The sequence below is a fragment of the Veillonella montpellierensis genome, assembly GCF_947090115.1.
Lineage (GTDB): Bacteria > Bacillota > Negativicutes > Veillonellales > Veillonellaceae > Veillonella > Veillonella montpellierensis.
Genome location: NZ_CAMUMS010000007.1, coordinates 92810 through 111584, shown reverse-complemented (window position 1 = coordinate 111584; position 18775 = coordinate 92810). Strand labels below are relative to the sequence as shown.

At 39.6% G+C, this 18775-nt stretch carries 18 protein-coding genes; all 18 read right to left on the bottom strand.

The window, feature by feature from the left end; genetic code table 11:
• Positions 1-6 precede the first annotated feature (6 nt).
• Positions 7-528, bottom strand: a complete 522-nt coding sequence (locus P6940_RS05035; protein ID WP_277293389.1) for a KdsC family phosphatase — start codon at positions 526-528, stop codon at positions 7-9.
• Positions 528-1499 carry a KpsF/GutQ family sugar-phosphate isomerase gene (locus tag P6940_RS05030; RefSeq protein WP_277293404.1) on the bottom strand — a complete coding sequence of 324 codons (972 nt, stop codon included), beginning with the start codon at positions 1497-1499 and terminating at the stop codon, positions 528-530. Before P6940_RS05030 ends, P6940_RS05035 begins: the two co-directional genes overlap by 1 nt.
• A gap of 112 nt (positions 1500-1611) precedes the next feature.
• The gene (gene kdsA / locus P6940_RS05025) at positions 1612-2430 is read right to left on the bottom strand and encodes a 3-deoxy-8-phosphooctulonate synthase (RefSeq protein WP_277293388.1); all 819 of its coding nucleotides are present in this window, start codon (positions 2428-2430) and stop codon (positions 1612-1614) included.
• On the bottom strand, positions 2431-3162 hold the full coding sequence (gene kdsB / locus P6940_RS05020) for a 3-deoxy-manno-octulosonate cytidylyltransferase (RefSeq protein WP_277293403.1): 732 nt from the start codon (positions 3160-3162) through the stop codon (positions 2431-2433).
• A 134-nt stretch (positions 3163-3296) separates the two neighbouring features.
• Entirely contained in the window at positions 3297-4412 is a 1116-nt protein-coding gene (gene lpxK, locus P6940_RS05015; RefSeq protein WP_277293387.1) for a tetraacyldisaccharide 4'-kinase, read from the bottom strand.
• Positions 4413-4429: 17 nt separating this feature from the next.
• A complete protein-coding gene (locus tag P6940_RS05010) occupies positions 4430-5734 on the bottom strand; it encodes a 3-deoxy-D-manno-octulosonic acid transferase (protein WP_277293386.1) in 1305 nt (434 codons plus the stop codon).
• A 6-nt stretch (positions 5735-5740) separates the two neighbouring features.
• The gene (locus P6940_RS05005; RefSeq protein WP_038152644.1) at positions 5741-7474 is read right to left on the bottom strand and encodes an ABC transporter ATP-binding protein; all 1734 of its coding nucleotides are present in this window, start codon (positions 7472-7474) and stop codon (positions 5741-5743) included.
• Positions 7475-8608 carry a lipid-A-disaccharide synthase gene (lpxB, locus tag P6940_RS05000; protein WP_277293385.1) on the bottom strand — a complete coding sequence of 378 codons (1134 nt, stop codon included), beginning with the start codon at positions 8606-8608 and terminating at the stop codon, positions 7475-7477.
• Positions 8609-9439 carry an LpxI family protein gene (locus P6940_RS04995; RefSeq protein WP_277293384.1) on the bottom strand — a complete coding sequence of 277 codons (831 nt, stop codon included), beginning with the start codon at positions 9437-9439 and terminating at the stop codon, positions 8609-8611.
• 545 nt (positions 9440-9984) lie between these two features.
• Complete coding sequence (lpxA, locus tag P6940_RS04990) at positions 9985-10797, bottom strand: acyl-ACP--UDP-N-acetylglucosamine O-acyltransferase (RefSeq protein WP_028258161.1); 813 nt, start codon at positions 10795-10797, stop codon at positions 9985-9987.
• Positions 10798-10887: 90 nt separating this feature from the next.
• Complete coding sequence (gene fabZ / locus P6940_RS04985) at positions 10888-11322, bottom strand: 3-hydroxyacyl-ACP dehydratase FabZ (protein WP_277293383.1); 435 nt, start codon at positions 11320-11322, stop codon at positions 10888-10890.
• 2 nt (positions 11323-11324) lie between these two features.
• Entirely contained in the window at positions 11325-12161 is an 837-nt protein-coding gene (gene lpxC, locus P6940_RS04980; RefSeq protein ID WP_277293382.1) for a UDP-3-O-acyl-N-acetylglucosamine deacetylase, read from the bottom strand.
• Positions 12162-12225: 64 nt separating this feature from the next.
• Positions 12226-13149 (bottom strand): lysophospholipid acyltransferase family protein, encoded by a 924-nt coding sequence (locus P6940_RS04975; protein ID WP_038152654.1) that lies wholly within the window; start codon positions 13147-13149, stop codon positions 12226-12228.
• 6 nt (positions 13150-13155) lie between these two features.
• On the bottom strand, positions 13156-14187 hold the full coding sequence (lpxD, locus tag P6940_RS04970) for a UDP-3-O-(3-hydroxymyristoyl)glucosamine N-acyltransferase (RefSeq protein WP_028258157.1): 1032 nt from the start codon (positions 14185-14187) through the stop codon (positions 13156-13158).
• 25 nt (positions 14188-14212) lie between these two features.
• Positions 14213-14713 (bottom strand): OmpH family outer membrane protein, encoded by a 501-nt coding sequence (locus P6940_RS04965; RefSeq protein ID WP_028258156.1) that lies wholly within the window; start codon positions 14711-14713, stop codon positions 14213-14215.
• 15 nt (positions 14714-14728) lie between these two features.
• Entirely contained in the window at positions 14729-15706 is a 978-nt protein-coding gene (locus P6940_RS04960) for a hypothetical protein (RefSeq protein WP_028258155.1), read from the bottom strand.
• 114 nt (positions 15707-15820) lie between these two features.
• A complete protein-coding gene (locus tag P6940_RS04955; RefSeq protein WP_028258154.1) occupies positions 15821-16306 on the bottom strand; it encodes an OmpH family outer membrane protein in 486 nt (161 codons plus the stop codon).
• A gap of 35 nt (positions 16307-16341) precedes the next feature.
• Positions 16342-18459 carry a BamA/OMP85 family outer membrane protein gene (locus P6940_RS04950; RefSeq protein ID WP_277293381.1) on the bottom strand — a complete coding sequence of 706 codons (2118 nt, stop codon included), beginning with the start codon at positions 18457-18459 and terminating at the stop codon, positions 16342-16344.
• Positions 18460-18775: the final 316 nt, after the last annotated feature.

Genomic DNA, 18775 nt, shown 5'->3' with positions numbered 1-18775 from the left:
CTCTACTTATTGTCCCTTTTCATATTGTTCACGCTCGTATCGTGCCACCACGTCTTGCCAAGAACCATTTTGATGTATGATATATTCTGCCGCTTCACGAACAGCACCATGACCACCGTGGCGAGTGGTTACAAAGTCTGCGACGTTACGCACTTCTACGCATGCATTCGCCGGTGCAATGGCAAGGCCTGCCAATTGTAAAGCACCCAAATCATTTAAGTCATCACCTATATAGGCTACTTCCTCCACTTCCCAATGAAAGTTCTTACAAATGGTGAGGAGTGCTTCACTTTTATTACGCACCCCCATTCGCACCACATCCATGTGTAGTTCATTCGCTCGTCGCTCTACGATGGATGATGTACGCCCTGTAATAATCCCCGTTTTTATGCCCTGCGTGCGCAAGGCTGTAAGGCCCATGCCATCCGCTACATGAAAGTTTTTTACTTCATTTCCATCAGATGTATAGGTAATAACACCATCTGTTAACACCCCATCTACATCCATCAATACACATCGAATCGTCATTATACAATACCTTTTCGCAACAAATCAGTAAGATGTACAAGCCCAATCGATTGGTATTCTTCATTGACCACTGGTAATACCGTAATCGGTCTTGGCTCATTTTGTTCCATCTGGCGCAACGCTTCCGTTGCCAATTTATCTTTCGTAATCGTCCTTGGCGCCGTCGTCATCATAGACGATACAGGCATGGATAATAAATCTTGTGTTCTATCCAGACCTCGACGAATATCTCCGTCTGTCACCAAGCCTACTAACCGTCCCTCTCGATTCACTACATTCGTAGCGCCTAACCCTGTATCCGTCATAACAAATAATGCATCTCGTACAGAATCAGTATCTAGTACAACGGGATTATGTTCACCCGTATGCATGACATTTTCTACGGTCATCAATAATTTACGTCCCAAAGAGCCACCAGGATGAAAAATGGCAAATTTTTCTGGCGTAAAGTGAGAGCTTTCTAACAAACAGACAGCCAAGGCATCTCCCAAGGCTAACGCCGCCGTCGTGCTCGAAGTCGGTGCTAACCCTAAGGGACATGCTTCCTTCTCAACGGCTACTAGTAGCGTAATATCTGCATTCGTAGCTAGTGTAGAATGCGGATTGCCTACCACACTAATCAGTTTAGCCCCAATACGGCGTAAGGATGGTAATAAATTAACCACTTCGCTCGTTTCTCCACTATTAGAAAAAGCTAGTACAATATCTTCATGGGTTACCATGCCTAAATCGCCATGTACCCCTTCTGCAGGATGTAGATAAAAGGCTGGCGTTCCAGTACTCGCCAATGTGGCCGCCACTTTACTAGCAATATGTCCAGATTTTCCCATACCTGTACAAATCACACGTCCTCTGGATGCCATAATCATGGTAACGGCCTCTTCAAAGTTGTGATCGAGTGTAGTAATTAATGTTTCAATGGCTTGCGCTTCCTCATGGAGAACGCGCGCTGCTTGTTCTAATATGGTCACGATATCACCTCTATCCAACGCTACAACTTTATAAGCGCTACTCTATCTTGTAGTCGCCTACGACATGTGTCAATGCCTCGATTACATCAATCGTCTGACTCTATTACTACTATTACCCTTTTACAATCTTATCAATCGCCACTAAATCTGTTAATAACGATTCTAGGTCATCTAAATATACCATGTTAGGACCATCCGATAAAGCTTCTTCAGGATTATCATGAACTTCCATAAATAATCCATCCACGCCACTAGCAACAGCAGCACGTGCAAGGTTAGGTACAAATTCTCGTTGTCCACTTGATGAAGTACCAGCACCACCAGGTAATTGTACACTATGGGTCGCATCAAAAATCACTGGATAGTCAAAGCGTCTCATAATCGGGAATGAGCGCATATCGACTACTAGATTATTATAGCCGAAACTAAACCCTCGTTCGGTGAGCATCAAATTATCATTTCCCGTTTCCTGCATTTTATGTAGCACATTTTTCATATCGTTAGGTGCCATAAATTGACCTTTTTTTATATTCACTGCTTTTCCCGTTTTAGCCGCTCCATATACTAAATCAGTTTGTCTACATAAAAATGCGGGGATTTGCAATAGGTCGATCACTTCTGCAGCTGGTTCTATTTGTTCAATGGAATGGATGTCGCTCACAATCGGCACTTGTAATTCTTGTTTAATATGTGCCAAAATGCGAAGGCCTTCTTCTAAGCCCGGTCCTCTAAAAGAACCATAGCTTGATCGATTCGCCTTATCAAAAGAAGCCTTGAAAATATATGGAATCCCCACGCGTTGGCAAATTTCCTTTGCTCTTCGTCCAATCATAAGTGTCCGTTCTGGGTCTTCAATAACGCACGGTCCTGCTAATAAAAACAAACCTTTACCGCCACCTACTGTGAGGTTGCCAATTGTAACTTCTTTCATTTATTTCTCCTTATCCGCCCATAGTTGATTTACCAGTTGTAAATCCTCTATGGTATCAACGCCAATAAATCTCTCTTTCGTAGTAATCACACGAATCGTATACCCATTTTCTAAGGCTCTCAGTTGCTCCAAAGACTCTGTTTCTTCTGCTGGTGTAGGTGCCATCTTTGCATAATCTAAAAGAAATTCCCGTTTATATGCATAGATACCCACATGCTTTAATGGAGGACTTACAAAATCATGTCGTGGATAGGGCAACAAGGATCTAGAAAAATACATAGCATTTCCCTTGCGATTTAAGACGACTTTAACCGCTGACGGTTCGTTATATTCCTCTGGCAACAACGGAGATGCTACGGTGGCCATCTGTAACGTGTTATCCTGTAAAAATTCATCTGCTAGTTCATCGATAATTGCGGGATCAATTAAGGGTTCATCGCCTTGCACATTAATAATGACATCTATATCGTCGTGGGATAGAGCCACTTCTGCCAGACGATCCGTGCCTGTTGGATGGTCGGCGCGAGTCATAACAACATGTCCACCGAATTTTGCTACCGCATCATACACACGCTGATCATCGGTAGCAACAATGACTACTTCAGGTCGTTTTGCTTTAGACACTTGTGCATATACGCGTTCAATCATAGGGCGTCCTGCAATATCTGCCAACGGTTTTCCCGGCAATCGAGTTGACCCATATCGTGATGGAATGACACATGCAAACTTCATCATAGATCCTTCTTTCTCTTATACTTCTACGCTAGATAGGCATATACGCCTATCCAGGCCCTCATATGTCTATATATACAATCTCCCTTATCCCTCTATCCCTTTTACAAGGTATACCGTGATATAAAGGCTTATTACAAAGACCTTACTAATGTGCGTAATTGGTCTTCTCCCTCTATACATTCAATACCTATGGCCAGTACATAAATAGGAATATTAAAATCAGTAATCGCCGGTAATTGGCTAAATTTTACCGCATCTTTTTCTGTAATAATAATGGCTTTCGCCCCTTTAGCAAACGCCATAGACCATATATCCACTAAATCATCATTGATAAAATTGTAATGATCCTCATAGGCCATACAATGAACACTCGTATAGCCAAGACTTGTCAAGGTCATTTCAAAGGACCCTGGATTACCAATGCCCGTAACGGTCATGATTGGATCCGTAACATAGGCCTTTACCTGTTGTCCCGCTTTACCATCCATCCATTCATCTAATGTGTACATAGTCGTTGGTTTATGAATGGCTTCTCCTATTGGTATATGGGGCACATATTGTTTTAATTGACGTCGCAGTTGTAGCAATTCACTCTCTGATACCTGATCTACCTTCGTTATAATAATCATATCCGCTCTAGACAGACCCGTTAGTGGTTCGCGCAACAAACCTCGAGGTAACACATACCCAAAGCCGAATGGATTCGATGCATCTATCAATAGGATATCCAAATCTCGATCCAGTTGTCTATGTTGAAAGCCATCATCTAGCACTAGCCGATTAGCTCCCAAAGACGATGTGGCTAATGCCGCCGATGTAGCGCGAGAGCGGCCAATGATTACATCGGACTGTGGCAAGGATTTTGCCAAAAGCCATGCTTCATCGCCACTTATCGTTGGTGATACATCGATGTTTCCTAAGCGAGATACGATGCGACTCGTTTTATTATTTTCCGCCTTATAACCTCGACTTAACACCGCCGTATGATAGCCATCTGTATTTAGTATATCACAAATATAACGAACCATCGGTGTCTTTCCCGTACCTCCTACGGTAATATTACCGACGCTAATAACGGGGACGTCTGCATGATAGACGCCGATGCCCTTATCAAATCTACGATTGCGCAAATTCATAATTTGCCCATATAATCTACTCGCTGTTGTAAGACCAGCACGAGCCATATCGCCCGCTAAAGATGCATCATGACCACCGATAATCATTTTAAACATACTATCACGGTTCACAGATATTCACCTCATTTCTAAGGAATGATATGTTTCTTTTTAAACAACATTCGTATTTCTTCTATATTTCGATGCGTCGCCCCTTTGTTTTCCGCCATAATCTCCATACAATGACATCCCATATCCTCACGTAGTTGAGCATCTCCACACAACCTAAGAATGGTGTCTGTCAATTCATGTCCATTACGTACTTGTAAGCACGCCTGGCGACTATGTAATAAATTAAATATTTCTTTAAAATTAAACATATGTGGTCCCACCACAATCGGTTTGCTATGTGCGGCAGGTTCTAAAATATTATGCCCTCCCGTTTTCACTAAAGAGCCACCTACAAAAATAATATCTCCTAAACTGTATAAGCGCCCTAATTCACCTATCGTATCTAATACGACGATGGGAATACCTTCGTGAACCGGTTCTTTCATAGCACTACGACAAATCGATAAAAGTCCATAGCGACTCGCAATATTTTGTACATCCTTACCGCGCATAATTTCTCGTGGAGCTATCAACATTCTAGCTTGTGGGTACGCTTGTAATACGGTAATAAATGTGTGAAATAGTGCTTCTTCTTCCCCTTTATGCGTACTTCCCGCTACGATAATAGGATGGTTATGACAAAATCCAAACTCGTCTAACAGTGATTGTTTTTCTTCTTCTGATACAGTAGCGTAGGTCTGATCGTATTTCATATTGCCAGTTACTGTAATGTCTTGTACCGGTGCACCTAATTGTTCAATATAGGCTGCATCAAATTTAGATTGCATGCAAAAACGATTAATAGATCCTAACATTTCTTTCGTAAACGCACTAATATATCGATATCGTTTCATGCTTCTATCACTAATACGCCCATTCACCATCATAATGGGAATCTTTTCTTTTTCCGCAATGCGCAAGAAATTCGGCCAAATCTCAGTTTCTACGAGTAAAATCGTAATCGGTTTGATAATATGCAAAATCTTTTTCGTCAAATATGGCAAATCTAAAGGGAAAAAGATAATTCCATCAGCTTCAGGAATAATGCGATGTGCCATAGCATGTCCCGTAGCAGTAACAACAGATACGACTACAACTGCTTCTGGAAAATCCCGTTTAATGGCTTTTACAATGGGGCTGGTCGCCACAATTTCCCCTACAGAAGCTGCATGTACCCAAATCGCACGCCGTCCTTCTATTTTTTTTAGTAATGGTAACGGCATATAACCAGCACTCTGCTTAATCCGTTCATAAAAACCTTCTTCAAATGCTAATCGATATAGGATAACAGGAATCAATCCCAACCAATATATGATAAGCAGTATATTATAAATCCAATACATAGTTATTTATAATCCTTTATCAGCAAATTGAACTGAATGCAAATATTGATATACTCCATTTGGTAATGCTAATAATTCTTCATGTGTCCCTTGTTCTACCAACTTTCCTTGTTGTAGTACGATAATGCGATCTGCATTTTGAATGGTACTTAACCGATGGGCAATGACAAAGGCCGTCCGTCCACGCATAAGTCTATCTAACGCTTCTTGCACTAATCTTTCACTTTCTGTATCAAGTGCCGACGTCGCTTCATCTAGAATTAAAATTTTAGGATTTTTTAAAATGGCCCGCGCAATTGCCACCCGTTGCCGTTGACCACCAGACAACGAATTACCTCGTTCTCCTACAATAGTGTCTAACCCATTAGGTAATTTCTGAGCAAATTCCATCACATTAGCCGCTTTTGCAGCTTCTACTATTTCTTCATCGGTAGCCGCTAAATTACCATATAAAATATTTTCCCAAATTGTCGTATTAAATAGCATCGTATCTTGCGGTACTAAGCCTATTTGCTCGCGCAAGGAGGTAAATGTAACATCTCGCACATCAATACCATCAATGCATACTCGGCCATTTGCCACATCATAGAAGCGAGGTAATAAATTAGCCAATGTTGTTTTCCCTGCCCCCGATGGGCCTACGATAGCCGTCACTTCACCAGGCTCTACATCTAAACAAAAATCTTGTAGCGCCATTTTTTCACCATCATAGGTGAAATCTACGTGATCAAACACCACATGCCCTTGAATTGGGGGCATAACGATAGCATTTTCTTTTTCCACTACATCTTCTGGTGTATCTAATGTTTCCAATACACGATCCCCAGCCGCCATAGCTTTTTGAATATTTCCATACACTTGACTTAATCGTTTGACTGGATTCGACAAGTTGATTGCATAAATCAAAAATGCAATTAATGAGCCTGCCGTTATGCTACCAGTTACAACGGAATATCCACCATACCAAAGAATTACTGTAATGGCAATGGCCGCTGAGAACTCTACCAACGGACTCAACAAGCTAGTTAGTTTCGTGGCCCTCATAACTGCTCTAAAGTTATTTTCATTTTCTGTAGTAAATCGCTTGATTTCATGGTCTTCATGAGCAAATGATTTAACCACGCGAATACCCGATAGTGTTTCTTGTAATAAAGAAGTAATATCCGCTGTTCTTCCTTGTACGTCATGACCAGCTAGGCGCAATCGCTTTCCAAATATATTAATAATACCTAATACCATTGGCACAGTAATTAACGTAACGAGTGTCAATTTCCAATCGATTAACAACATAGATACAAATGAACCAATCAATGTAACCGATTCGGTAACCATAGATACTAAATTTTCTACAATAGCCGATTGTAATGCCCCTACATCATTGGTTAAATTGCTCATAATCACGCCTGTTTTACGTCGGTCAAAGTAAGATAATGACATACGTTGTAAATGCTTAAACAAGGCTTCACGAATATCAATAATGACACGTTGTCCAATATAGGACATATTATAGGTTTGACCATAGGTAGCAAAACCGCGAAGTAAGAAAACAATTAAAATGGCGCCGACTATTAAATTCAACATCCACATTGCTTTTGCTTGTAACACTTCATCGACTACATTTTTAATCAACCAAGGTACGACAAGGTACGCTGCTGCTGCTACAATCATACAAAATACAGCAAATACCATGCGCCATCGATAGGGTTTCACAAAAACCACTAACCGTTTATAATTATTCATTTATGCTTCTCCTCGTGCTACTGTACTAATGAGTTGTGCCACTCGATTAACTGCACCTTCTTGACCTAATAATGATCGTACTCTATGTAATTCTTCTATCATATGCGTTCTATATACATCATCATATAACATAGGTTGTAAGGCTTTACTAATGTTATCTGGTGTCACATCCTGTTGTAACAATTCAGGAATAACCGATGTACCCGCTATAATATTAGGCAAACCTACAAACTGTACGTTAACTACCAGTTTTCCGATGCCATACGTAATTGGTGACAATCGATATAGTAATACGGTTGGTAATCCCATTAATGCTGTTTCTAACGTAGCTGTCCCAGAAGCCGCCACGCAAGCATCACAAATTTGCATAAGATCATACGTATATTCTTCTGTAACCTGTATAGGCACTGTATATTGGCTAATCACATGTTCTAATTCTTCTAGACTAATCGTATGTGCACGGGGTAAGAAAAAAGAAACTTCCCCTTGGGCAGCCATTGTTTCTGCAGCCTTTAGCATCGGTGGCAATAGGTTCATAATTTCTTGCTTACGACTACCCGGCATTAATAACACGCGTTTTCCCGTTGGTGATACAGAAAAATATTGTTTTGCCCTCTCTTTTGTCATGGTAGGTTTCACAATATCTAACAAAGGATGTCCTACAAATTCTACATCACAGTGAAATTCTTCATAGGCTTTTGCTTCAAATGGAAAAATAGAAGCAACTTTTGTTACATATTTTTTTATGTCCTTACCTCGACTTTTATGCCACGCCCATATAGTAGGAGCGATGTAGTACACCACTGGTATTCCTAAATCATGTGCCACTTTTGCCAATTTCATATTAAACCCTGGGTAGTCCACACAGACGAGAACATCGGGGCGCTGGTCTATCATAATTTGTCGCAAATAGGCACGAAGTTTAAAAAATTTAGGGAGGGCTTGTATAATTTCTACAAATCCTATGATGCCTAGATTTTTAATATCATATACAATGTTAACTCCTGCTTGTGCCATAAGCTGTCCACCCATACCGAACATAGTCACTGTAGGATCTAAGGCGGTAAGTGCACTAGCTACTTTAGCTGCATGCGTATCACCAGACGCTTCTCCAGCGGAAAACATCACTTTCATTTATGCATCCTTTCGTAAACTTTCTTCACTAACAGCACAAATCGTAATTCCTTTTTTATTGGCTAGTGCCAACACTTCTTCTTGTTCCACAAAAATAGTTCGACCTGCTTCAATGGCCAATACACGGCAATTACTTTCTATCATCGATTCCAATGTTCTACGACCAACCGCGGGTACATCAAATCGTACATCTTGATTTGGTTTAGCAGTTTTAACTACTACTGTATCGCCTCTTCCCAACGAGCCACCTCGCACAATGCAAGCATCGGTACCTTCGATTGCTTCGATAGCCATAGCCGCCTTATGTTTAACAACTACCGTTTGACCAATATCTAGCCCCCCCATCTGCTTTGCTAGGGTAAACCCAAAGCGAATGTCTTCCATTTGTTCTTTGGTTGGTCCTTTCTTGGTCAATACGCCTACCTTAGGAATCAGTGGTTGTAAATATACTGTTTGATCCACCACATGAAATCCTTCCGCCTCTAATTCGTCGACAATTGCTAACATAATCGTATCATCTTTTCGATTTCTCAAACGATTTAAAAGTTGTAAAGCCCGTAAATCTGGCATAGATAATCCTTTAAACAGTAGTTCTTTTGTTACCTTGCCCAGCATAGTTATGTCTACAACATTTTCTTTATGTAAGGTCTTCAAAATTTTATTCAATTTAGCTGCATTAATCTCATAATACTGATTGGCTTCCACAGCTAGTGCAGGATTAACTCCTGCCACAACGGCTACAACGACTACTTCATGTCCTAATGATTGGGCAGCCCTCATAAACTCTACTGGCAAAACACCTATCCCTGCAATGAGTCCAACTCGAGACATTACATATTCCTCCTACTCTATGGTTATTTCTTATCGTCCTATTCTATAGTATAGATACATTTTATTGTACTATAAAATACCGATTAATTCAATTAAATCAAGGCTTAACAACCATTTTCATCGCGTCATCAATCTGCTAATCCAAGATTTTCATATCGATATATTTCATTCATTTCATGTCTTATACAATTATAAACAGAGTTACTCTCTCTTACCTATCAGCACACAGTGTCTCATAAAATAATTACAGATTTTGAGCATACTTATTAGCACATATGTGCCACATAGATACGTATTCTAAGAAAACTGGTTAACTTTTAAAGACATCTATGCTCTTAGTGTTATAACTTACTTCCTAGTTTGCATGTATTCTGTCATTTTTGCGTCTAATCCGTTCCATCCATGCAACGTTTTCCGTCTTTCTATAACTTCTCTCACCTTATCATGTTATCCAAATTAGTAAATACGTCATAAACATTGTATTGATTCCATCAGTACACATAAAAAAGGGGCTGTGATCTTACAGTCCCTCTTGTCACCATGACTTATGATCGGCGAGTACGCATAATACCACGATCAGCGTTCCGCAAAAAGCGCAATAAATTTTCTAATTCCACCGACGAATTAAGTTGTAACTCCATTTCTTCAATGGCACGAGTTAGTCCAAAGCCAGAGCGATAAATAATGCGAAAGGCTTGCTTTAAATCACGACGAATTTCTTCAGAAATACCTGCCCGTGATAGGCCTACAGAATTTAAACCGATGACGCGAGCTGGTTGACCATCGGCAATCACATAAGGCGGTACATCTTGTACCACTTTTGCCATGCCACCAACCATCGCATTACGTCCAATTTTTACAAATTGATGAATGCCTGCAAGTCCTCCAATAACAACGCGGTCTTCTACAATGGCGTGACCTGCTAATCCTGCACAATTACTCATAATGACATGATTACCTACAATACAATTGTGAGCTACATGCGTGCAAGCTTGAAACAAGCAATTATTGCCTACTCGCGTTTCTTCACCTTCGCCCGTAGCGCGGCTAATCGTTACACATTCACGAATAACAGTATCATCGCCAATATTGCAGTAGCTTTTTTCCCCTTTAAATTTTAAATCTTGTGGTTCTAAGCCGATAGCCGCATTCGGATAAATTTCACAGCGTTTACCAATAGTAGTCCAGCCACCAATCACAGCATTAGCCCCAATTTTTGTGTCTTCCCCAATCACCACATGTTCGCCAATAACAGCTCCTGGTCCTACGATTATTCCTTTTTCTAATTTGGCATTTGGATGTATAACGGCCGTCGGATGTATATTAGAATCAGCATGTTCCATGCCTACTACTATCATAAATGTCAACTCCTTACTATCTAGTTCTTATTACTAATACTACTTGGACAGTAGATATAGTAATAACTATATGCTCATCTACTTCAAGAATTAACCTTTAGTTACCAAGGCAAACATATATTCACCACTAGCGCATAATTTACCATCCACTAATGCACGACCTGCCACTTTTCCCATTTTCCCTTTAGTTTTCACAATTTCTGCTTCTAAACGAACCGTATCACCTGGTTTAACAGGATGGCGGAAACGTACTTTATCAATGCCTGTAAATACGGGTGTAAGTCCACGATTTTCTTCTGGATATAACAATGCTAATCCGCCGATTTGTGCGATAGCTTCGGTAATCAATACACCTGGCATAATTGGATTACCTGGAAAGTGTCCTTGGAAGAAAGCTTCATTAAATGTAGCATTTTTAATTCCCACAGCTCGTTTCATAGGTTCTAATTCGATAACCTTGTCCACTAATAACATCGGATAACGATGTGGTAAAATTTCCATAATTTCTTCGACAGTTAATATCATGGTTACTGGTCCTCCATAATTTCTTCCAAAATACTCCTAGATAATCGAGAGTTTAATTCATGGCTCGATTTCACGGCAATAATATGCCCTTGTATAGGGCCTAATAAATATAAGTCCCCTAAAATATCCAATATTTTATGTCGCACTAATTCATCTTCAAATTTAGGTACTGACAAACACTGTGTATCATCATAGACCAGTGCATTTTCTAAGGTGCCACCTTTTGCCAATCCCATGGCTTGCAACTGTTCTAATTCTCGCAAGAATCCAATCGTTCTCGCTGGGGCAATTTCTTTTTCAAAGGTAGCTGGGGTAATCACAAAGTCCGCGTGCTGCGTCCCTAATAATGGATGTTGATTAATAGATGTAAAGGTAACACGTAGTCCATCATAAGGTACAATGGCAATAAATTTATCTGCATCATATACCGTATGTGCTCGTTTTACCGAATACACTAATCGCTTTATTTCTTGTTCTACTATGCCGGCCTCTTTAATTAATGATACGAAGGTAGCACTACCCCCATCTGCCACTGCAGGTTCAGGAGAGTTCATTTCAACGATACAATTATCAATTTCCATGGCATTAAAGGCAGCCATTACATGTTCAATGGTAAATACTTTCGCTAATCCATCTTCCAATGTAGTAGCTCTCATAGTATTCGTCACATATTGTATATTCGCCTTAACAGATGGGCATCCTTCTAAATCAGTCCGTACAAATACTATCCCTGTACGTTCTTTTGCAGGTTTAAACTCCATCGTAACAGGCGCACCACTATGAAGTCCGGATCCCTTATACTGAATTGACTTTTTTAATGTCTTTTCATGCAGTATCATGAGGGCCTCCTTTCTAATATGTTTAATCACTAGTATAATCCAATATGTATTATACAGTATTCACCTAGTCTTTTACAAGAAAGGATTCTGTCATAGGATCGGGTGGTGTTTCAATTTTGCCTGCATATTTGCGACGAGTCCATTTCCAACGATTATGAAGCCAAAACCAATCTTCTGGATACCGACGGATATGGTCTTCAATAATTTCATTTAACGCTACTGTTGTCACCACTATATCCCGTTTCTTATCGTCCGTATGCTCTGCATAGATCAGTGGATCTACGTTAATAATATGTTTCTTTTCAAAACAATCATAGTGAATCGTTACTGGTATAATAGGACAATCTTGCATACGAGCCAATGAAGCGGCCCCTGTAGCCGTTAATGTTTCATAGCCAAATAGAGGTGCTAGAACACCTGTATGCGCAGGGTCCTGATCCATAAGTAAGCCGATAAATGAGCCTTTTTTTAATTCACCGATCATTTCTCGAACCCCAGTTTTATACGTTACATGTTGATGCATAAGTGCTCGATATTCATTGATAAATCGATCGGCACCACCATCTTGTTGCATCGCTACAGAAATCAACGGATAGCCTTCCGATGCTAATACGCCACCAAGGAGTTCCCAGTTGCCACTATGTAGGGACAGAATGATAGCTCCTTTCCCTAATGCCAATGCATCATCTAAATGCTCACGTCCTTCAAATCGAATCATGTCTCTATATTGACCGTCTTTAATTTCTGGAAATCGCAACACATCGATAATCATATTACCAAACCGAGTCGTACTAGCCTTAGCAATACGCACAGCTTCTCGTTTATCTTCCGTAATACGACAAAACAAAATTTGAGCAATCGCCAATTTACGACGTTTAGGTGGTAAAAGTAACCAAATAATTTCCCCTAATAATGAGCCTAATGCATATTGCAAACTTGTGGGCAATATGCAAATAAAAGCACTTAATAGTTTCATAAACCTATACATAGAGTATTACTTATCCTCTTTCTTTGCTTTTAATTGTTCCACTTCTTTTTGTAATTGCTTAATCATTTTCGCCATTTCTGGTAGGCGATTTTCATAGGCTGCTACTTTCAGCCATTGTTTATGAGGTCGCATAGGAAATCCTGCATAAACACCATCGGATGGCACATTTCCTATAATCCCAGTTTTTGCGGCAAATGTAACATTATCGCCAATAGTTATATGCCCCGTACATCCAGTTTGTCCAGCAAATGTAACATGATTACCACATTTAGCACTACCAGCAATTCCCACTTGTGCAATGATGAAACAATCTTCCCCAATTTCAACATTATGACCCAAATGTACTAAATTATCAATTTTAGTGCCTCTACGAACCATGGTAGATCCCATAGTAGCATTATCAATACACGTGCAAGAACCCACTTCCACATCATCTTCTAATATAACATTACCCACTTGAGGAATGTGTCGATGTTTACCATTTTCAGTGGCAAAGCCAAACCCTTCTCCACCAATAACAGCATTAGCTCGTATAACGACACGCTGACCAAGCACACAGTTCTCATGAATGATAGCGCCTGTATAAATAGTCGTATCGTCTCCAATTCGACTATTATGTCCAATATATGTGTGAGGGTAAATAGTGACGTTATCACCGATAGTCACATTATCAGCAATGACCGCATAGGCACCAATCGCCACATTTTTTCCCATCTTTACATGATCGCCAATCACCGCCGTAGGATGCACCACGCGATCAATAATAACAGGTGGATGAAATAGTTCAAGAATACGGGCAAATGCCACTTTGGCATTAGGCACGACAATTTGTGTCATAGGTGCCTCTGGTATAGCCTTTTCTACGATAACAGCGCTCGCTTTCACTTGCGGTACATACTCTACATATTCACCAATAGCAAATGTAATTGTTCCTTCTACTGCTTGTTCTAAGCTTCGTGTATCATAGATAAGGGTATTTCCATCACCTACCACTCGTCCGCTAACAGCTTGCGCTAATGAATATATCGTGTGTTCCACCTAATATGCTCCTTTCTATTGACTATTATTGTGCTGGTTGACTATTCTCTGTAGAGCCCGTATCTGCTGGTGCTGTAGACGTCGATGCATCAGCTGCTGGCTTAGCTGTGCCAATCTTTTTTAATAATGCATCGGTTACATCTACACCACCGCCACCGACAGCATTTTTATCAACTACCACTGTTACACCTTGTTCTTTCGCCACTTCGCCGATATTGCGTTCCATATAGGTTTGTAAATCATTCTTCATAGCTTTTGCATAAATTTGGTATTCTTGATCTGCTGCCGCATAGGCTTTTTGAATTTCTTCTTGATTTTGAGAATCTTCCGCCGCTTTTATTTTTCCCATAATTTCTTGATGTTTTGCATTTAATTTCTGTGTGATTTCTTGACCTTTTGTACTTTCTGCAATCACTTTATTACTGTCAATATAACCAATTTTATCTTGGTGTCCACAGCCAGCCACAGATACTACACCCATCATCATGGCGCCTAAGATCATTAATTTGCTATAACGTTTATTCATCTATCTATACTCCTTTTATGTATCCTTGTAGGTAGCAATCAGTTCATCGGTAATATCTATACCCTTATTATTACTCACTTCATCAGTAAGAACAAGGTCAAGTCCTTTTTCTTGAGCTATAACCGCTACACGCATTTCAATATCTTCTAAAATTGCTTCATGTAAAGAATTTACTTCTGCTTCTTTGTCCTGTATTCGCTTAGTCCATTGACCACTCCATTCAACAGGTGATGGTAAATCGTTGTGACTCATAACCATACGAGCTTGTTCTTCTATATGACCATCACGCTTACGAATAAGTTCTGCACGCAAGGTGCTCGCATAGGCTTCTAGTTCCTGTTGTTTTTTTACTTGCATCGGTTTTAGTTCTGCGTCGACTTGCTCATGTATACGCTGTATATCACGTTCGATAGCCGGTCCTCTCTGTGCTAATAGTCGTTTCAGTTCTAATTCCTTAGCTGATTTTTCATCAGCGATTTGTTTAGCATCTTCTTGATTAAGAGGAACCCGTTGTACACGACTTACTAAATCTAATTGTAAATTAACAATGCGTAAATCAATGTCCGTTGCTGTCGATGTATGGTTTTGTAAATACTTAGCTAGCAAAGCTTGTCGTTGTCGCTGCATATCTGCATTTAACGTATCTTCTTTTACTTTAATTTTTGCTTGCAGTTCATCATTTAACGACTGTATAAAAGCAGAATCACTCGCAATCGCCGCCAACTGTGATGATTGTACATTCGCCTTGGCATTCAATGTGCCTTGCTCATTTACATATTGTTGTTTTAACTCTTCTAATTCATGCTTTGCCTGTATATATTCTTGATAGGATGGATTGATTTCGATAAGTTTATCCAGATGAACAATGCCGACTTTAGTAACAGAAGAAGCGGTAGGCTCATGGTGTACTAAAAAATGTCGAATTCCGTAACCTCCTAACAGAGCGCCTACTACGATAAGGCCTACTAGAATCCAACGATATGTACGTCGCACACAATCCCTCCCCTCTATCATTCATATGTGTAAGTTAAGCGATGAAATCATAGCTATACAATTTCTGTATGTCTGCTAGATTCCATCGCTCACAATATACATTATTTTTTTATATTATTTACTAGCATCACTAGAAAGTTTTTTACTTACCTGTTCAGTTACATCTACGCCACCATATAACACAGCGCGTTTATCCAAAATAACTGTCAATCCTTTTGCTTCTGCTACTGATTTAGAGGCCTCTGCCACTTTATCTTGCAAGCCTTTTTGAATTTCTTCTTGTTTTGCCTGCATTTTATCTCTAAACTGAGCACTTAGTTTTTGTTTACCCTGATCATCTAAGTTAGCAGATTGTTGTTCGAACTCTGTCTTTAATTGATTTTGATAGTCAGAAAATTCTTTTTCCGCATTAGTTACTAGAGGACTATCATTGGTCAATAGTTTAGATTGATCAATAACACCGATATTACTTTCTGACGCCGCATAGGCAGGTGCTGCCATCTGCGTGTACGCTAATGCACCAATACCGATAATAAAAATAGCTGCTACTACTACAGAAATAACTTTTACGTTGGCTTTATTGCCCAACAATCGCATCATACTACATGCCCTTCTTTCTTAACCATACTTTTCTATTAGAATTGTGTACCAAAGCTAAAATGGAATTTTTTATCATGTTTCCCAATACCATAATCAAGTTTCACTGGTCCAATTGGCGTAATAACACGAACACCGGCACCAAAGGAGTATTCAAAACTCTTTGTATCTTTATACCAGATTATATTAGATGTATCCCACGCACTACCGATATCAGTAAATAATACGCCACTTACTTTTTTAATAATAGGGAAACGATATTCTAATGTAGCATTGTACATTTTTTTACCGCGAAGTTGATCATCTTCATAGCCACGCAATGAATCGGCACCACCCAAGGTAAATAATTGAGAGTATGGACTGCTGCCTTGAATCCAACCGATACGACCACGAAGTGCAATCACTTGTGATTTTCTTACTTTATGGTAGAAACGTGCTTCACCAGTGAATTTCCAGAAATTAAAATTACCCCCTAGGACACGCGTAGCCCATTGCACTGCTGCCGATAAACGCTTACCTTGTGTGGCATCATACACATTGTCACGAGAGTCAAAAATTTTCTGCCATGTAATACTATTCGTGCGACCAAAATTTTTACCCACATAATTCATATCTTTAAAATTAAGTGCTTTCTTATCTTTCTGATTAGCCGGATGGGTATCTGGTGTTTCTTGGTCTCCATAGTTTTTAGTATAAATAAACCCGTTCGCACTGTTACTCTTAGGGTCAAATATATACTTATCGTCACGACTTTCTAAGGTTAAATAATCTCGTGTGTATTCTCCCGTTTGACGGCCTAAGGATACATTAAACCCTGTTGTTTTCTTATTATATTCTGCAACAGCTGCGCCTTTTGCATCATAGTCATTGTATTCATTCGTACGACTAAACACATTCACACCTAACGATGTTGCTTTATCATCTAGCCATGGATGTAAATAGGAGATTTGATAATTTTTGTATTTATTAGATCCCCCATATTCCCAATGAAGTTTAACTTTATCGCCTGTACCACGTAAATTATCTTCCCCTAATTCTAAAATGCCTGTTAACCCATCTGATTCTGAATAACCAGCACCAATAGTAACAGTTCCTGTTTTACGTTCTAGTACATCTGTTTCAAGGATAACTTTTGATGGATCGCTACCTTCTAACAATCGAACATTAACATCATCAAAAAATCCTAGGTTGTACACTTTTTCTACCGACCGGCGTACTAAGAATTTATTGAAAGGCTTGCCTTTTTTTTGATTGAATTCACGAGTAATAACTTTCGTTCTCGTTTTCTTATTACCAGCAGCCGTAATGTCTTCTACAATGCCTTCTACAATGCCTACATGTAGAGTGCCTTGTTTATCCACATGAATGCCCGATACATGAGCTAGCATATAGCCATCACGATTATAGGCTGCATTAATACCTTGTATTTTTTCGCCCACCGTAACCGTATTAAGAATGTTGCCTGGCTCTAACGCCATATAATTAGTTAAGGCTTCATCTGTGTAAATAGTGTTTCCTTCAAAAGCAACACTGTGTACGATAGGGTTTGATGTTACTTTGTAAGTAATCTTAACACCTTCTGGTATCACCGTTATAATCGGATTTACTTCCGAAAATATACCTCGATTGCCGATAGATACTATATCATTCTTTACACCATCAATACTAAGAGCATCACCAATTTTTTGATGCAACCCAGCAACCAATTTCTGCTCTGCTTCTTGAGTAACCCCATCTATGGAAAAAGAAGCTATTGTTTTTCCCACATACGGTGTTAACAATTCATCCGTCACCGCCGAGATATATTTTGCTTGTACGCCTACAACTTTTGTAGAGGCAGCCTCCATTTTTGCTTTTTCCAAATCAGTCTTACCTGTTGTTTTAGCAATAACCGTCACTTCTGTATCCGCTGTAGATAAAGCAGAATTATCAACTGTTACATTAGCTGGCTTACCATCGATTGGCGTTACATTGCCACGAGCTTCAGTAATAGCCGCCATGACATCCACATTATTTAATGCTTTATGATCTGTTGTTGTATCCATACTTGGCACATGATTACTGGATGGTGTAGCGGCCCATGCGGTGCCCGCTCCCATCAATGTTGATACCACAGCAACTGTCAACACGTTCTTGTAGGCTCTTTTTCTAAGCATCTATGCAAATCCTCCTAAACTTTAACATATAGTAACATACTATATTCTATCATAATAACTATTAGTAAGCCTCAATGAATGATATCTTAATCTTTTACATTATAGCACATCCCTATTTCATTGGGAACATTCTCACTTCATATAATTAGCAATTCTTGATAAATTATAGTTTCATCTGGTCCATGTATTCCATTACATCATGGCTTGCTATCTACAAAATCGCTATTTCACAAACTTTCCCAGAGTCCATGTTATACCAGATTGTATATCCCCAATTCATAGGACCTATATAGCATTTCGTATAGTATATACACAT